The organism is Enterobacter sp. MGH85 (genome assembly GCF_001037655.1).
Lineage (GTDB): Bacteria > Pseudomonadota > Gammaproteobacteria > Enterobacterales > Enterobacteriaceae > Enterobacter > Enterobacter intestinihominis.
Genome location: NZ_KQ089925.1, coordinates 1,770,625 through 1,785,747, shown reverse-complemented (window position 1 = coordinate 1,785,747; position 15,123 = coordinate 1,770,625). Strand labels below are relative to the sequence as shown.

14 protein-coding genes and 1 other RNA gene are annotated in these 15,123 nt (G+C 59.2%); 7 read left to right on the top strand and 8 right to left on the bottom strand.

What is annotated here, in order from left to right; genetic code table 11:
• The first annotated feature begins 16 nt into the window (after positions 1–16).
• Genes SK51_RS08445 through SK51_RS08430 form a run of 4 tightly spaced genes read left to right on the top strand, consistent with a single transcriptional unit; the run spans position 17 to position 3,528 of the window.
• Positions 17–376 (top strand): hypothetical protein, encoded by a 360-nt coding sequence (locus SK51_RS08445; protein ID WP_022649310.1) that lies wholly within the window; start codon positions 17–19, stop codon positions 374–376.
• Between the two features lie 48 nt (positions 377–424).
• A complete protein-coding gene (locus SK51_RS08440) occupies positions 425–2,434 on the top strand; it encodes a protein-disulfide reductase DsbD family protein (protein ID WP_023306888.1) in 2,010 nt (669 codons plus the stop codon).
• Between the two features lies 1 nt (position 2,435).
• On the top strand, positions 2,436–3,038 hold the full coding sequence (locus SK51_RS08435) for a DsbA family protein (RefSeq protein WP_022649312.1): 603 nt from the start codon (positions 2,436–2,438) through the stop codon (positions 3,036–3,038).
• Complete coding sequence (locus tag SK51_RS08430; RefSeq protein WP_032671457.1) at positions 3,028–3,528, top strand: protein disulfide oxidoreductase; 501 nt, start codon at positions 3,028–3,030, stop codon at positions 3,526–3,528. The genes SK51_RS08435 and SK51_RS08430 overlap by 11 nt, the downstream gene beginning before the upstream one ends.
• 2 nt (positions 3,529–3,530) lie before the next feature.
• Here SK51_RS08430 and SK51_RS08425 read toward each other — a convergent pair whose 3' ends face one another.
• The 8 genes from SK51_RS08425 to SK51_RS08390 form a co-directional block, all read right to left on the bottom strand.
• Complete coding sequence (locus SK51_RS08425; RefSeq protein WP_023306889.1) at positions 3,531–4,274, bottom strand: SDR family oxidoreductase; 744 nt, start codon at positions 4,272–4,274, stop codon at positions 3,531–3,533.
• A 70-nt stretch (positions 4,275–4,344) separates the two neighbouring features.
• On the bottom strand, positions 4,345–7,218 hold the full coding sequence (gene gcvP, locus SK51_RS08420) for an aminomethyl-transferring glycine dehydrogenase (RefSeq protein ID WP_023306890.1): 2,874 nt from the start codon (positions 7,216–7,218) through the stop codon (positions 4,345–4,347).
• A 127-nt stretch (positions 7,219–7,345) separates the two neighbouring features.
• A complete protein-coding gene (gene gcvH, locus SK51_RS08415) occupies positions 7,346–7,735 on the bottom strand; it encodes a glycine cleavage system protein GcvH (protein ID WP_006811885.1) in 390 nt (129 codons plus the stop codon).
• 23 nt (positions 7,736–7,758) lie between these two features.
• Positions 7,759–8,853, bottom strand: a complete 1,095-nt coding sequence (gcvT, locus tag SK51_RS08410; RefSeq protein WP_003860107.1) for a glycine cleavage system aminomethyltransferase GcvT — start codon at positions 8,851–8,853, stop codon at positions 7,759–7,761.
• 397 nt (positions 8,854–9,250) lie between these two features.
• Positions 9,251–10,453, bottom strand: coding sequence for an FAD-dependent 2-octaprenylphenol hydroxylase (ubiI, locus tag SK51_RS08405; RefSeq protein ID WP_023306891.1), 1,203 nt, complete (start codon positions 10,451–10,453; stop codon positions 9,251–9,253).
• Positions 10,454–10,465: 12 nt separating this feature from the next.
• On the bottom strand, positions 10,466–11,644 hold the full coding sequence (gene ubiH / locus SK51_RS08400) for a 2-octaprenyl-6-methoxyphenyl hydroxylase (RefSeq protein WP_023306892.1): 1,179 nt from the start codon (positions 11,642–11,644) through the stop codon (positions 10,466–10,468).
• Complete coding sequence (gene pepP / locus SK51_RS08395) at positions 11,641–12,954, bottom strand: Xaa-Pro aminopeptidase (protein WP_100248979.1); 1,314 nt, start codon at positions 12,952–12,954, stop codon at positions 11,641–11,643. Before pepP ends, ubiH begins: the two co-directional genes overlap by 4 nt.
• A 31-nt stretch (positions 12,955–12,985) precedes the next feature.
• Positions 12,986–13,564: a YecA/YgfB family protein gene (locus SK51_RS08390; protein ID WP_003860099.1), complete on the bottom strand. Its 579-nt coding sequence runs from the start codon at positions 13,562–13,564 to the stop codon at positions 12,986–12,988.
• Positions 13,565–13,731: 167 nt separating this feature from the next.
• Here SK51_RS08390 and zapA point away from each other — a divergent pair, with 167 nt between their 5' ends.
• The 3 genes from zapA (at position 13,732) to SK51_RS08380 (ending at position 14,907) form a co-directional block, all read left to right on the top strand.
• Complete coding sequence (zapA, locus tag SK51_RS08385) at positions 13,732–14,061, top strand: cell division protein ZapA (RefSeq protein ID WP_003860096.1); 330 nt, start codon at positions 13,732–13,734, stop codon at positions 14,059–14,061.
• Positions 14,062–14,102: 41 nt separating this feature from the next.
• A non-coding RNA gene (gene ssrS / locus SK51_RS24040) (6S RNA) lies at positions 14,103–14,286 on the top strand.
• Positions 14,287–14,310: 24 nt separating this feature from the next.
• Complete coding sequence (locus SK51_RS08380; protein ID WP_022649320.1) at positions 14,311–14,907, top strand: 5-formyltetrahydrofolate cyclo-ligase; 597 nt, start codon at positions 14,311–14,313, stop codon at positions 14,905–14,907.
• Positions 14,908–15,123: the final 216 nt, after the last annotated feature.

The window sequence follows — 15,123 nt, the reverse complement described above, 5'->3', positions numbered from 1 at the left end:
AATATTTGAGGCGAACATGATTAAGCGACAACGCAACGCTATCCTGCTTGTAGCCCTGGCCTGCCTGGTGGTACTGATATGTACCGCCCAGCGGATGGCCGGGATGCACGCGCTTGTCATGAACGTCACCGCCACGAGCCAGTCTGTTCAGCAGGGGCAGGAGAGTGCCGACGCACCGGTAACCCCGTGTGAGCTAAGCGCCAAGTCGCTGATGTCGGTCCCGCCTGTTTTGTTTGAAGGCGCCCTGATTGCCGTCACCCTGCTGCTTGCGTTGCTGGCAGCCAGTCCACCGCGCCGCGAACGGCAGTGGCCTCCCCGCGTTATCTCCCCGCCCCGGTTAAGGGTGCATCTGCGATTATGCGTCTTCCGTGAATGAGCCTTCGCCTGTTACTTCAGGTTAATTCATCATTTACGGAGAAAATTTATGTTTACTGTATTCAGGCGACTGCTGGTCTGCCTGCTTTGGCTATGGCTGCCCCTCAGCCAGGCTGCCGACAGCGGCTGGCTGCGCGCCGCCGATAATCAGCACGCCAGCGTCAGGCTGCGTGCGCAACCTGAAAGCACTGGCGAAACCCGCCTGCTGCTGGACGTCACCCTGCAAAAAGGCTGGAAAACCTACTGGCGCTCGCCGGGTGAAGGCGGCGTCGCACCCGCGATTAAATGGCATCAGCCCGTCGAGGCGATCTGGCGCTGGCCTGTGCCGCAGCGTTTCGACGTCGCGGGCATCACCACGCAGGGCTATCACGGCGATGTCAGCTTTCCCCTCACTCTGCGGGGCGACGTCCCGACGATCCTGAGCGGCGTGCTGACGCTCTCCACCTGTAGCAACGTCTGTATTCTTACCGACTACCCGTTTTCGCTGAACATGACCGCATCCGCAGGCGCCGGTTTTGATTACGATTTCAGTCGGGCCATGGGCACCCTTCCGCTCAGCGGCGGGTTGACCTCAACGCTTAACGCCACCTATGCCCCCGGCAAGCTGACCGTAACGGCGCAGCGTGACGCAGGCTGGCAGGCGCCGTCGCTGTTTATCGACGGTATGGATGATGTTGATTTCGGCAAACCGGCCCTCACCGTGCGCGGTGATTCGCTGGTCGCCACCGTGCCCGTGACGGACAGCTGGGGCGAGGCCGCGCCCAACCTCAGCGGCAAAACCCTGTCACTGGTTCTGGCCGATAGCGGGCAGGCGCAGGAGTCCAGCCTGAGCATTCAGCCGGGGAACGCCGCGCCGACGCTCCCGTTAGGCTGGGTCCTGCTGATGGCGCTTGCTGGCGGTCTGATCCTTAACGTCATGCCCTGCGTACTGCCCGTGCTGGCCATGAAGCTGGGCACGCTGATGCAAACCGAACGGCAGGCGCGGGGTCAGGTACGCCGACAGTTTCTTGCATCGGTAGCCGGGATCGTGATCTCGTTCCTCGCACTGGCGCTGATGATGACGGTATTACGTTTAGGCAATCAGGCGCTCGGCTGGGGGATCCAGTTCCAGAACCCGTGGTTTATTGCCGCGATGGCGCTGGTAATGGTGCTCTTCAGCGCCAGCCTGCTGGGGTTGTTTGAAATCCGTCTCCCTTCCGGCGCCAGCACCTTCCTCGCCACGCGCGGCGGCAACGGGCTTGCGGGTCATTTCTGGCAAGGCGCGTTTGCCACGCTGCTGGCGACACCCTGCACCGCGCCGTTCCTGGGGACGGCGGTCTCGGTCGCGCTGGCGGCACCGCTTCCCCTGCTGTGGGGGATCTTCCTGGCGATGGGTATCGGTATGAGCCTGCCGTGGCTGCTGGTGGCGGCCTGGCCGGGGCTGGCCCTGCGGTTGCCGCGTCCGGGGCGCTGGATGAACGTTGTACGCATAGTGCTGGGGATGATGATGCTCGGCTCATCGCTGTGGCTGCTGAGCCTGCTGACGGTGCATATTGGCAGCCTGCCCGTCATTACGCTGGGCGTGCTACTGATCCTTGCGCTGCTGCTGGTCACCGCCTGGCGCTACCGCTGGCAAACGGCACTGCGCGCCGGGGTATTAGCTGTACTGGTGGCCGGGGTAGTCGCGTTTGTTTCCGGCTCCGGCGGCGAGGGCTCCCGCCGCGATCGTATTCACTGGCAGCCGCTCAGCGAGCAGGCCATTGTCCGCGCGCTGGCGGAGAACAAACGGGTGTTCGTCGACGTGACCGCCGACTGGTGCGTGACCTGTAAAGCCAATAAATACAACGTACTGCTGCGCGACGACGTGCAGGTCGCGCTCTCCGCCCCGGACGTTGTCGCCCTGCGCGGCGACTGGAGCCGCCCCTCAGATACCATCAGCCAGTTTTTAACCACGCGCGGCAGCGCCGCCGTGCCGTTTAACCAGATCTACGGACCGGGATTACCGCAGGGCCACGTGCTGCCTGCGTTGTTAAGCCGCGAAGCGGTGCTGAGCACCCTGTCCGATGCAAAAGGAAAATAACATGAGAGCCTTTGTTGCCTTACTTCTGCTGTCGTTATCAACGTTCGGTTTCGCCGCACCGTCAGATGACGCTTCCAACGACCAGCTGGCAAAACTGCTGTTTAACGACCCCAACAGCCCGCGAACCGGCGCGACATCGCCGAAGCTCACCATCGTCTCCTTCACAGACTACAACTGCCCGTATTGCAAGCAGTTCGACCCAATGCTGGAGAAAATCGTGCACGATAATCCCGACGTGCAGCTCATCATCAAACTGCTGCCGTTCAAGGGGCAAAGCTCGGTAAATGCCGCGAAAGCGGCGCTCTCAACGTGGCAGCAGGCGCCGGATCAATTCTGGGCACTACACCAGCGGCTGATGATGAAAAAGGGCTATCACGATGACGCCAGCATCGCCGCCGCGCAGGTGAAGACCGGGACGGACAGCATTAAAACCGATGATAAAACCATGGACAGCGTAAAGATGAACCTGATCCTGGCGCAGGTGCTGAATATTCAGGGCACCCCGGCGACCATCATCGGTGACCAGATGGTGGCGGGCGCAATCCCGTATGACGATCTGGAGGGGCTGGTCAAAGAACAGCTGGCAAACGCCCGTGGCAAGTAAGCTTCCTCGCCTGCTGCGCGAGCTGGCCGTGTGGCTGCTGATTGGCGTAGCCGTGAGCCTGGCGGTGGACTATTTCCGCCAGCCCGCGCTGCCGCAGAATTTCTCCGCGACGGCACTGCACACCCTCGACGGTCAGCCCGTCGATCTTATCGCCATGAGTAAGGAGCGACCGCTGCTGGTCTACGTCTGGGCGACATGGTGCGGCGTCTGCCGCTACACCACGCCGTCGGTGGCGGCGATTGCCGCGGACGGGGGTAACGTGATGTCGGTTGCGCTGCGCTCGGGCGATAACGCGACGCTCGAAACATGGATGAGAAAGAAGAAGGCGATGATGCCCACGGTCAACGACGCCAGCGGAGAACTGGCGCATCAGTGGGACGTTCAGGTGACGCCAACGCTTGTGGTGATCTCTCACGGTGAAGTGAAGTCGATCACCACCGGCTGGACCAGCGGCTGGGGAATGCGCCTGCGGCTGTGGCTGGCGTCGTAGCGTTACTTCCCGCCAGCCAGCTCCAGGAAGCTACCGGTGACATAGGAGGCTTTGTCGCTCAGCAACCAGGTAATGGCCTGGGCGACCTCCTCCGGCTGACCGCCACGCTGCATCGGTAACATCGACTTCACCCGATCCACACGCCCCGGCTCGCCGCCGGAGGCGTGAATATCGGTATAAATCAGGCCTGGCCGCACACAGTTAACGCGAATGCCCTGCGCCGCCACCTCCAGCGCGAGGCCGGTTGTCAGGGAATCCACGGCCCCTTTGGAGGCAGCATAATCCACATACTCCCCCGGAGCGCCCAGTCGTGAGGCCGCCGAGGAGACATTCACAATCGCGCCGCCCTTGCCGCCGTGTTTATGCGACATGCGCTTCACCGCCTCACGGCAGCAGAGAAAATAGCCAGTGACGTTGGTGGACAGCACGCGGTTAATACGTTCAGCGGAGAGGTTTTCGATGGAGGATTGTTCAAACAAAATCCCGGCGTTGTTCACCAGCGCGGCGAGCGGCTCACCTTCGCGATCGATGCTGTCGAACATCGCCATCACCTGCGATTCATCGCTGATATCCGCGCGCACGGCAAAGGCCTTACCGCCCGCGTCCACGATCTGATTAATAACCTCTGTCGCGGCTTTGATGTTGTGATGAAAATTCACCGCAACGGTGTAGCCTTCGCTTGCCAGCTGTAGCGCGGTGGCTTTACCAATACCCCGGCTGGCGCCGGTGACCAATGCAATTGCCATTCTTTTCTCCCAATAAAAAAGCCGGGTGGCGGCTTCGCCTTACCCGGCCTACGTTACTACAGGAACAACGTTACTGGTATTCGCTCATCGGTACGCAGGAGCAGAACAGGTTACGGTCGCCGTAAACATCATCAAGACGTTTCACGGTTGGCCAATATTTGTTTGCCACACCTGCCGGGAAGACAGCCAGCTCGCGGGTATAACCGTGGTTCCACTTTGCCACCAGTTCGTTCTGGGTATGCGGCGCGTTGACCAGCGGGTTATCTTCCAGCGTCCATTCCCCGCCTTTCACGCGGTCGATTTCGCTGCGGATCGCCAGCATCGCGTCGATAAAGCGATCCAGCTCCACCTTGCTTTCAGACTCGGTCGGCTCAACCATCAGCGTTCCTGCAACCGGGAAGGACATGGTTGGCGCGTGGAAGCCGTAGTCGATCAGGCGCTTGGCAATATCCAGCTCGCTGATGCCCGTCTCTTCTTTCAGAGGACGAATATCGAGGATGCATTCGTGCGCCACGCGACCATCGCGGCCGGTGTAGAGCACCGGATAGGCGTCTTTCAGACGTGTTGCGATGTAGTTGGCGTTGAGGATCGCCACCTGGCTGGCCTGCTTGAGCCCTTCCGCGCCCATCATGCGGATGTACATCCAGCTGATTGGCAGGATAGAGGCGCTGCCGAACGGTGCCGCGGAGACCGCGCCCTGACGGGTCAGCATGCCTTCAATCTGCACCACGCTATGGCCTGGCACAAACGGTGCCAGGTGCGCTTTGACGCCGATTGGGCCCATGCCCGGGCCGCCGCCGCCGTGCGGAATGCAGAACGTTTTATGCAGGTTGAGGTGCGACACGTCCGCGCCAATAAAGCCCGGAGAGGTAATGCCCACCTGGGCGTTCATGTTCGCGCCGTCGAGGTAAACCTGGCCGCCGAACTGATGCACCACTTCACACACTTCACGGATCGTTTCTTCGTACACGCCGTGGGTGGACGGGTAGGTCACCATGATGCAGGAGAGTTTGTCGCCTGCCTGCTCTGCTTTGGCGCGCAGGTCGGCCAGATCGATGTTGCCGTTTTTGTCGCACGCCACGACCACCACTTCCATCCCTGCCATCTGGGCAGAGGCCGGGTTGGTGCCGTGGGCAGAGCTTGGGATCAGACAGATATCGCGGTGGCCTTCGTTGCGGCTTTCGTGATAGTGACGGATCGCCAGCAGACCGGCGTATTCACCCTGCGCACCGGAGTTCGGCTGCATGCAGAGCGCGTCGTACCCGGTCAGCTTCACCAGCCAGTCGGAGAGCTGGTTGATCATCATGTGATAACCTTCCGCCTGCTCAGCCGGGCAGAACGGGTGCAGCTCGGAGAATTCAGGCCAGGTGATTGGGATCATCTCAGCCGCGGCGTTCAGCTTCATGGTGCAGGAGCCCAGCGGGATCATCGCCTGGTTCAGCGCCAGATCTTTACGTTCCAGAGAGTGCATGTAACGCATCATCTCGGTTTCGCTGTGATAGCGGTTGAACACCGGGTGAGTCAGGATTGCGTCGTCGCGCAGCATGCTTTCCTGAATGGAGCGGCTGTCGAGCGCAACCTCTTTGTCGAGCGTATCAACGTCCAGACCCTGTGCGTCACCCAGCAATACGTTGAACAGGGTCAGGATATCGTCACGGGTGGTGCTTTCGTCCAGCGTAATGCCGACCGCATTGTGAATGTCGCTGCGCAGGTTGATTTGTGCTGCCTCGGCGCGCGCCAGCACGGCCGCTTTGTCTGCCACCTCGACGCACAGGGTGTCGAAGTAGTGCTCATGACGCAGTCTGAGACCTTTCTGTTGCAGACCGCAGGCCAGGATATCGGCCAGACGGTGGATGCGGCTGGCAATGCGTTTCAGGCCAGCCGGACCGTGGAATACCGCGTATAAGCTGGCAATGTTAGCCAGCAGCACCTGCGAGGTACAGATGTTGGAGTTCGCTTTCTCGCGGCGGATATGCTGCTCGCGGGTCTGCATCGCCATGCGCAGCGCGGTGTTACCGGCGGCATCTTTCGATACGCCGATAATACGGCCTGGCATGGAACGTTTAAATTCATCTTTCGCGCCAAAGAACGCCGCGTGCGGGCCGCCGTAGCCCATCGGCACGCCGAAGCGTTGCGCTGAGCCGAAGACAATATCCGCGCCCTGTTTACCTGGCGCCGTCAGCAGCACCAGCGCCATAAAATCAGCGGCGACGCTAACAATAACCTTACGGGATTTGAGCTCGGCGATCAGCGCGCTGTAATCATGCACTTCCCCGGTGGTGCCCACCTGCTGTAACAGCACGCCGAAGACGTCCTGGTGATCCAGCACTTTGTCAGCGTCGTCGACAATCACCTCAAAGCCGAAGGTTTCCGCACGGGTGCGCACCACGTCCAGCGTCTGGGGATGCACGTCCGCCGCGACGAAAAAGCGGTTGGCGTTTTTCAGCTTGCTCACGCGCTTCGCCATCGCCATCGCTTCAGCGGCGGCAGTGGCTTCATCCAGCAGCGAGGCAGAGGCGATATCCATACCGGTCAGATCCAGCGTCACCTGCTGGAAGTTCAGCAGCGCTTCCAGACGGCCCTGGGAGACTTCTGGCTGATACGGGGTGTAAGCGGTGTACCAGCCCGGGTTTTCCAGCATGTTACGCAGGATCACCGGCGGTAACTGCACGTTGGTGTAGCCCATGCCGATGTAAGACTTATAGCGCTTGTTAAGGCCGGCGATGGCCTTCAGCTCCGCCAGCGCGGCGAACTCCGTCGTGGACTCGCCTACCTGCGGCGGTGTGGCAAGCTGGATGTCTTTTGGCACGATCTGGCCGATCAGTGCGTTTAATGAATCCGCGCCAACTGTCTTCAGCATCTCCTGCTGTTGCTGAGCATCCGGCCCAATGTGACGTTCAATGAAGGCGCCACGGTTTTCAAGCTGGCTTAAAGTCTGTGTCATGAGCGATGGTTCCTGAAACGTGCAGTGAATCGTAATTATCTGTAACGCTGTTGCCCGGTGGCGCTAACGCTTACCGGGCCTACGTAGATCTGTAGGCCGGATAAGCGCAGCGCCATCCGGCACAACGTTATTCGTCTTCCAGTAGTGCTTCGTACGCGGTCGCATCCAGCAGCGCGGCAACCTGCGCTTCGTCGCTGGCTTTGATCTTAAAGATCCAGCCGCCTTCATAAGGCTCGCTGTTCACCAGCTCCGGGGAGTCGCTCAGCGCGTCGTTCACGGCAACAATTTCACCGCTCACCGGAGCGTAGATGTCAGAGGCCGCTTTAACGGATTCCGCCACCGCACAGTCGTCGCCTGCGCTCACGGTTGCGCCCACTTCCGGCAGGTCAACAAACACCATGTCGCCCAGCAGTTCCTGCGCGTGCTCGGTGATCCCAACGGTGTAAGTGCCGTCCGCCTCTTTGCGCAGCCACTCGTGTTCTTTGCTGTATTTCAGTTCTGCTGGCACATTGCTCATTGAAGTTCTCCTGATAAAAATAGTTAGGCGACCGGCTTACCGGCGCGAACAAAAATCGGTTTGGTCACGTTGACCGGCATTTCGCGGTTGCGGATCTGCACCACCGCCGTTTCGCCAATCCCCGCTGGCACGCGTGCCAGTGCAATACTGTAGCCGAGCGTCGGGGAGAACGTTCCGCTGGTGATCACGCCTTCGCGATGATTGCCATCGGCATCGGTGAAGCGCACCGGCAGCTCGCCGCGCAGAACGCCTTTTTCTTTCATCACCAGGCCAACCAGCTGTTCAGTGCCCTTCTCGCGCTGCATCTCCAGCGCTTCACGGCCAATAAAATCACGGTCAGCCGGTTCCCACGCGATGGTCCAGCCCATGTTGGCCGCCAGCGGTGAGACGCCTTCGTCCATCTCCTGACCGTAGAGGTTCATCCCCGCTTCCAGACGCAGCGTATCGCGCGCGCCCAGGCCCGCAGGCTTCACACCCGCCTCCACCAGCGCACGCCAGAAATCGGCGGCCTTTTCGTTTGGCATTGCAATTTCGTAGCCCGCTTCACCGGTGTAGCCGGTGGTGGCGATAAACAGATCCCCCGCCTGCACGCCGAAGAACGGCTTCATGCCTTCGGTTGCTTTGCGCTGCTCGTCGCTGAACAGAGACGCGGCTTTCGCCTGGGCGTTTGGCCCCTGCACCGCAATCAGCGACAGATCGTCACGAACGGTGATGTCGATGGCGTAAGGTTCAGCGTGTTGGGAAATCCAGGAGAGGTCTTTTTCGCGGGTGGCGGAGTTTACAACGAGGCGGAAGAAATCTTCGGTGAAGTAGTAGACGATGAGGTCGTCAATCACGCCGCCAGAGGCATTGAGCATGCCGGTATAGAGCGCTTTGCCCGGCGTTTTTAGTTTGGCGACGTCGTTTGCCAGCAGATAACGCAAAAACTCCCGGGTGCGGCTACCGCGCAGGTCGACAATCGTCATATGAGACACGTCGAACATACCGGCATCGGTGCGCACCGCGTGGTGCTCATCAATCTGCGAGCCGTAGTGCAGCGGCATCATCCAGCCGTGGAAGTCCACCATGCGGGCGCCGCATAACACGTGCTGTTCGTACAAAGGAGTCTGTTGAGCCATCTTTTCCTCGTTGAAAAATTCACCGTGAAACCCGGTGTCGACCTCGCGATCGAGGGCCGACGCAAACGTTCTCTTTTACCTGAACTTACCACCGAAACCGGCGGTTAACCATAAGGTAAAACGGGTCATCACATTAGCTTATGACCAAAAATCACTGAAAAGCTTACAGAGTTATTCACTGGTAAAATGCGATTAAACCCGCATAAAATTAACATCGAGCTAACAGGATTTAGCAGATAGTGATATTTCGTGCGGAAAAACGGGCCGAATTTCCGTAACATAAAAATAGTAAGATTAGATTTTCTAATGCGAAAAATGACGTGAAATTAGATTATTTCAAACGAGGAGATTTCCCCGGCGCGAAGGCCGGGAAAATAAAGTGTGACGGGGATCGAGATTAACGTAACCAGTCGGGAAGATCGTTAAGACCCATTGCCTGACGAAGAAGCTGCGGTTTGACGCCGGGAAGGGTGTCGGCCAGTTTGAGGCCGATATCGCGCAGCAGTTTTTTCGCCGGGTTCGCTCCGGCAAATAGCTCGCGGAAGCCCTGCATACCCGCCAGCATCATCGCCGCACTGTGTTTGCGGCTGCGCTCGTAGCGACGCAGATACAGATGCTGACCAATATCTTTACCTTCCCGATGCAGACGACGCAGCTCTTCAACCAGCTCGGCCGCGTCCATAAAGCCGAGGTTCACCCCCTGCCCGGCCAGCGGATGAATCGTATGCGCCGCATCCCCCACCAACGCCAGACGGTGCGCCGCAAACTGACGCGCGTAGCGACCGGTTAACGGAAACGCCTGGCGTTCGCTTTCAAGCGTGCACAGGCCCAGACGGTTATCAAACGCCACGCATAGCGCCTGATTAAAGGCGTCCGGCGTCGCCTCCTGCATCTGCTGCGCTTTCTCCGGCTCTAAAGACCAGACGATGGAGCAAAGATGCGGATCGGCAAGCGGCAGGAAGGCCAGAATGCCATCATTGTGGAAAATCTGGCGCGCCACGCCGCCATGCGGCTCTTCGGTGCGGATTGTGGCAACCAGGGCGTGATGACGGTAATCCCAGAAGGTCAGCGGAATATCCGCTTTGTTACGCAGCCAGGAATTGGCGCCGTCGGCACCCACTACCAGCCGCGCGGTCAGCATGTCGCCGCTTTCAAGAGTGATAAACGCGTCGTTTTCGCCCCACGCCACCTGCTGAAGTTTCGCCGGTGCGATCAGCGTGACGTCGCTGCACTGCTGCGCTTTTTGCCACAGCGCGTGGTGGATCACCGCGTTTTCAACGATGTGCCCAAGGTGGCTGTAGCCCATGCTTTCATCGTCAAACGCGATATGGCCGAAGCTGTCTTTATCCCACACTTCCATGCCATGGTAACAGCTGGCACGCAGCGCCACGATTTCAGACCAGACGCCAAGGTGCGTCAGTAGCTTTTCGCTGGCGGCATTGATCGCCGAGACGCGCAGCTCCGGCGGTGCATCCTGCGCCATGGGCTGCGGCGCATTTTGCTCAAGCACCGCCACGCGCAGGCCGCTGCCCTGTAAACCACAGGCCAGCGCCAGTCCTACCATTCCGCCGCCGACAATGGCGACATCAACATTTTGCACGGTGATTACTCCTTAACGCGCGACCCAACCCAGGGTCCGCTGCGCCAGCACGTCACGTGCCGGAATGAACAGTTCCATCGCCATCAGCCCAAGGTTGCGACCCGCAACCAGCGGTGCCCAGCGATTGGCAAACAGGTGGACTAAACCGTCGGTAACGCCAATGGTCGCCGCTTTGTCCGCCTGACGTCGTTTCTGGTAATGGCTCAGCACTGAGTATGCGCCACAATCCTGTTGTTCGCTCCACGTCTGCGCCAGTAGTTCAGCCAGGCTCATCACGTCGCGCAGGCCAAGGTTAAAGCCTTGCCCGGCGATGGGGTGCAGCGTCTGCGCGGCGTTGCCGACCAGGGCGACGCGATGGGAGACAGTCTGCGATGCGGTCGTCAGCGCGAGCGGATAGGCCACGCGTTTTCCGGCCTGGGTGATACGCCCAAGCCGCCAGCCGAAGGCTTTTTGCAGCTCGGAACTAAAACGTTCGTCGGACCAGGAGAGAACCTCATCGGCCCGGTCCTGCGCATGGCACCACACCAGCGAGCAGCGCCCGTTCGACATCGGCAGCATGGCCAGCGGGCCGTGCTCCGTGAAGCGCTCAAATGCCCTGCCGTTATGCGCGCCAGCCGTAGAGACGTTAGCGATGACCGCCACCTGCCCATAGGGTTCAGAGCGCAATTCGACGCCGCACTGCGTGGCGATCGCGGAGCGTGAACCATCCGCCGCCACCAGCAGTTCCCCCTCCAGCGTGGTGCCGTTGTCCAGCGTCACGCTGACGGCTTCGTCACGGCGGCTAAAGCTGGCGACGCGCGCCGGACAGTGCAGCGTGACGCCAGGCGCGTCCTGTAACAGACGGAACAGCCGCAGCCCTACGTCATGCAGCTCGACAACCTGCCCCAGCGCCTCGATCCGGTAATCGTGGGCATCCAGCGTCACAAACCCGGCGTGCCCGCGATCGCTGACGTGAACGGTGCCGATCGCCGTCGCGCAATCCGCTATCGCCTGCCAGATCCCAATACGCGCAAGCTGCTGACAGGTTCCCTGCGCCAGCGCGATAGCGCGGGCGTCGAAACCGGGATGATCGGCCGCCTGCGGCGCGACCGCCTCAACCAGATGCACCGGAAGCTGGCCCTGGGTTAACTGCGAAATAGCCAACGCCAGAGTAGCGCCGGTCATGCCTCCGCCAACAATGATTACGCTCATCCGCGTGCCGCCGCCATCAGCGCCTCGATGTCGTCGGCTTTTTTCACCACGGTCGCGGTCAGGTTTTCGTTACCGGTTTCGGTGATGACGATGTCATCTTCAATACGAATGCCGATCCCGCGGTACTGTTCCGGCACGTCGGCATCCGGCGCGATGTACAGCCCCGGCTCAACGGTCAGCACCATGCCAGGCTCCAGCACGCGCGAACGTTCCGGACCGTATGCCCCCACGTCATGCACATCCAGCCCCAGCCAGTGGCTCAGGCCGTGCATAAAGTACGGGCGATGGGCGTTTTCGGTTATAAGGGTGTCCACATCGCCTTTCAGAATACCAAGCTTCACCAGCCCGGTAATCATGATGCGCACCACCTCGCCCGTAACCTCCTGAATGGAGGTGCCAGGGCGGAACAGCGTCAGCGCGGTCTCCAGAGACTCAAGCACGATGTCATAGATTTCACGCTGCGCTGGGGTGAATTTACCGTTCACCGGGAAGGTACGGGTGATGTCGCCCGCGTAACCCTGATATTCACAGCCGGCGTCAATCAGCACCAGATCGCCGTCGCGCAGTTCACTTTCGTTTTCGGTGTAGTGCAGAATGCAGCCGTTTTCCCCGCCGCCTACGATGGTGTTATAGGACGGGAAGCGCGCGCCGTGACGGTTAAATTCATGGTGAATTTCGCCTTCAAGCTGGTACTCGAACATACCGGGACGGCACTTTTCCATGGCACGGGTATGCGCCAGGGCGCTGATTTCGCCCGCGCGGCGCATCACATTCAGCTCTTCTTCAGACTTAAACAGGCGCATCTCATGCACCACCGGTCGCCAGTCTGTCAGGGTTGCGGGTGCAGACAAATTCTGACGTGAGCCTTTACGCAGCTTATCCAGCGCAGTGAAAACAATCTCATCCGCATACGCGTATTCACCCTGCGCGTGGTACAGCACGTCCAGGCCGTTGAGCAGTTGATAGAGCTGCTGGTTGATTTCGCTGTAGGCCAGCGCGCGATCCACGCCCAGTTTTCCCGGCGCCGCCTCCTGACCTAAGCGGCGGCCAAACCAGATTTCCGCGGTCAGATCGCGCACGCGGTTGAAAATCACGCTGTGGTTGTGGGTGTCATTGCTTTTAATCAGCACCAGTACCGCTTCCGGCTCGTTAAACCCGGTGAAGTACCAGAAATCGCTGCTCTGGCGATAGGGGTATTCGCTGTCGGCACTGCGCGTCACTTCCGGCGCGGCGAAAATCAGGGCAGCGCTTCCCGGCTGCATTTTTGCCAGCAGCGCCTGACGACGGCGAGAATACTCTTGACTGGAGATAACCATGACACCCTCCTGTGCGTTATTTTTCTTAGTGTAATGTTGGCTTGCGAACTTCCGGCGCGGTCGGCTGCGAGCGCGTAAAGTTGTCGTGGCACAGCAGAGACGCCACGCGCACGTACTCGATGATCTCTTCGAGAGACATCTCCAGCTCTTCCTGGTCTTCGTCTTCATCGTAGCCGAGCTGGGCGATGTTACGCAGATCGTCGATCGCTTCACCCGCTTCGCCGGTCACTTTATCCAGTTTAGGCTGGGTTACGCCCAGGCCAAGCAGATAGTGGTTTACCCACCCCGCGAGCGCATCAGCGCGATCGAAGACGCTGACATCGTCGCCTTCAGGCAGATAAAGCTGAAAAAGAAAGCCATCGTCTTCCAGGGAATCGCTGGTTGCGGCGTGCATTTTACGCAGCGCTTCCGCCAGTTCGTGGCCAAACGCCAGCCCTTCGTTGGTGAGGTCGTGGATCAGCGGCTGCCATGAGCTGTCGCTGTTTCCGCCGCACAGTATGCCGCTGATCAGACCGTGCATTTCGGCAGGGGTTAGACCGACTCCCTGCTGGTTCAGTAACTGGTTTAAATCCTTGTAACCAGGCATTTCGTTCTGTATAGACATACGCATTCGTCATCAAAGGGAGGATATTCATGATATGCTACCACTTTGGACCCTGGTGATACCAGAAAAGGGCTTGTATCTTCACATCAGGGTAGCTATAGTGTCGCCCCTTCGCAGCCCCCGGGGCAGTAAGCGAAGGCAGCGCAGTCAATCAGCAGGAAGGTGGCATGTCTGCACAACCCGTCGATCTCCAGATTTTTGGCCGTTCACTGCGAGTGAATTGTCCGCCTGAACAAAGGGATGCTTTGAATCAGGCTGCGGACGATTTGAATCAGCGGTTGCAAGATCTAAAAGAACGCACTAGAGTCACAAATACTGAGCAGCTGGTTTTCATCGCCGCGTTGAACATCAGCTATGAACTGACTCAGGAAAAAGCGAAGACCCGCGATTACGCGGCAAGCATGGAGCAGCGCATTAAAATGCTCCAGCAGACCATTGAACAGGCATTGCTTGATCAAGGTCGCAGTCCTGAAAGACCGGGACCAAAGTTTGAATAACACTTCTCAGTTGACTATGGTAGAGTAACTGTGAAGACAAAATTTCTCTGAGATGTTTGCAAGCGGGCCAGTCCCCTGAGCCGATATTTCATACCACAAGAATGTGGCGCTCCATGGTTGGTGAGCATGCTCGGTCCGTCCGAGAAGCCTTAAAACTATGACGACACATTCACCTTGAACCAAGGGTTCAAGGGTTACAGCCTGCGGCGGCATCTCGGAGATTCCCTCTCTCTTCTTCTACCAACAACCATGACTCAATTCCCTGAAGTTTCTGCTTCACGCCAGGATATCCGTCAGCTCATTCGCCAGCGTCGTCGTGCCTTAAGCGCCGAACAACAGGCACAGTTTGCCCAGCAGGCCGCCGCCCGTATGATGGCCTATCCGCCTGTGGTGATGGCAAACACCGTCGCCTTGTTTCTTTCGTTTGATGGTGAGCTGGATACCCAACCACTTATCGACCAGCTCTGGCGCGCCGGGAAAAAAGTTTATCTGCCGGTGCTGCATCCCTTTAGCCGGGGCAATCTGCTGTTTCTGCACTACCATCCGCACAGCGAGCTGGTGGTGAATCGTCTGAAAATCACCGAACCCAAACTCGACGTGCGCGATGTGCTGCCGCTATCTGAACTGGATGTGCTGATTACGCCGCTGGTGGCGTTTGACGAGCAGGGACAGCGATTAGGTATGGGCGGTGGCTTTTACGACAGAACGCTACAAAACTGGCAGCAGTACGGGTTGCAGCCGGTGGGCTATGCGCATGATTGCCAGGGCGTGGAGGCATTACCCGTGGAGAAATGGGATGTGCCGTTGCCGGCGGTGGTGACGCCCAGTAAAACCTGGACCTGGTAGAACAAAGCCGGGTGGCGGCTACGCCTTACCCGGCCTACATAAATCCTCGAACATTGTAGGTCGGGTAAGCGTGAGCGCCACCCGACACACAGACCGCACGAACATTGTAGGTCGGGTAAGTGTAAGCGCCACCCGACACACAGACCGCACGAACATTGTAGGTCGGGTATGCGTAAGCGCCACCCGACACACAGACCTCACGAACATTGTAGGTCG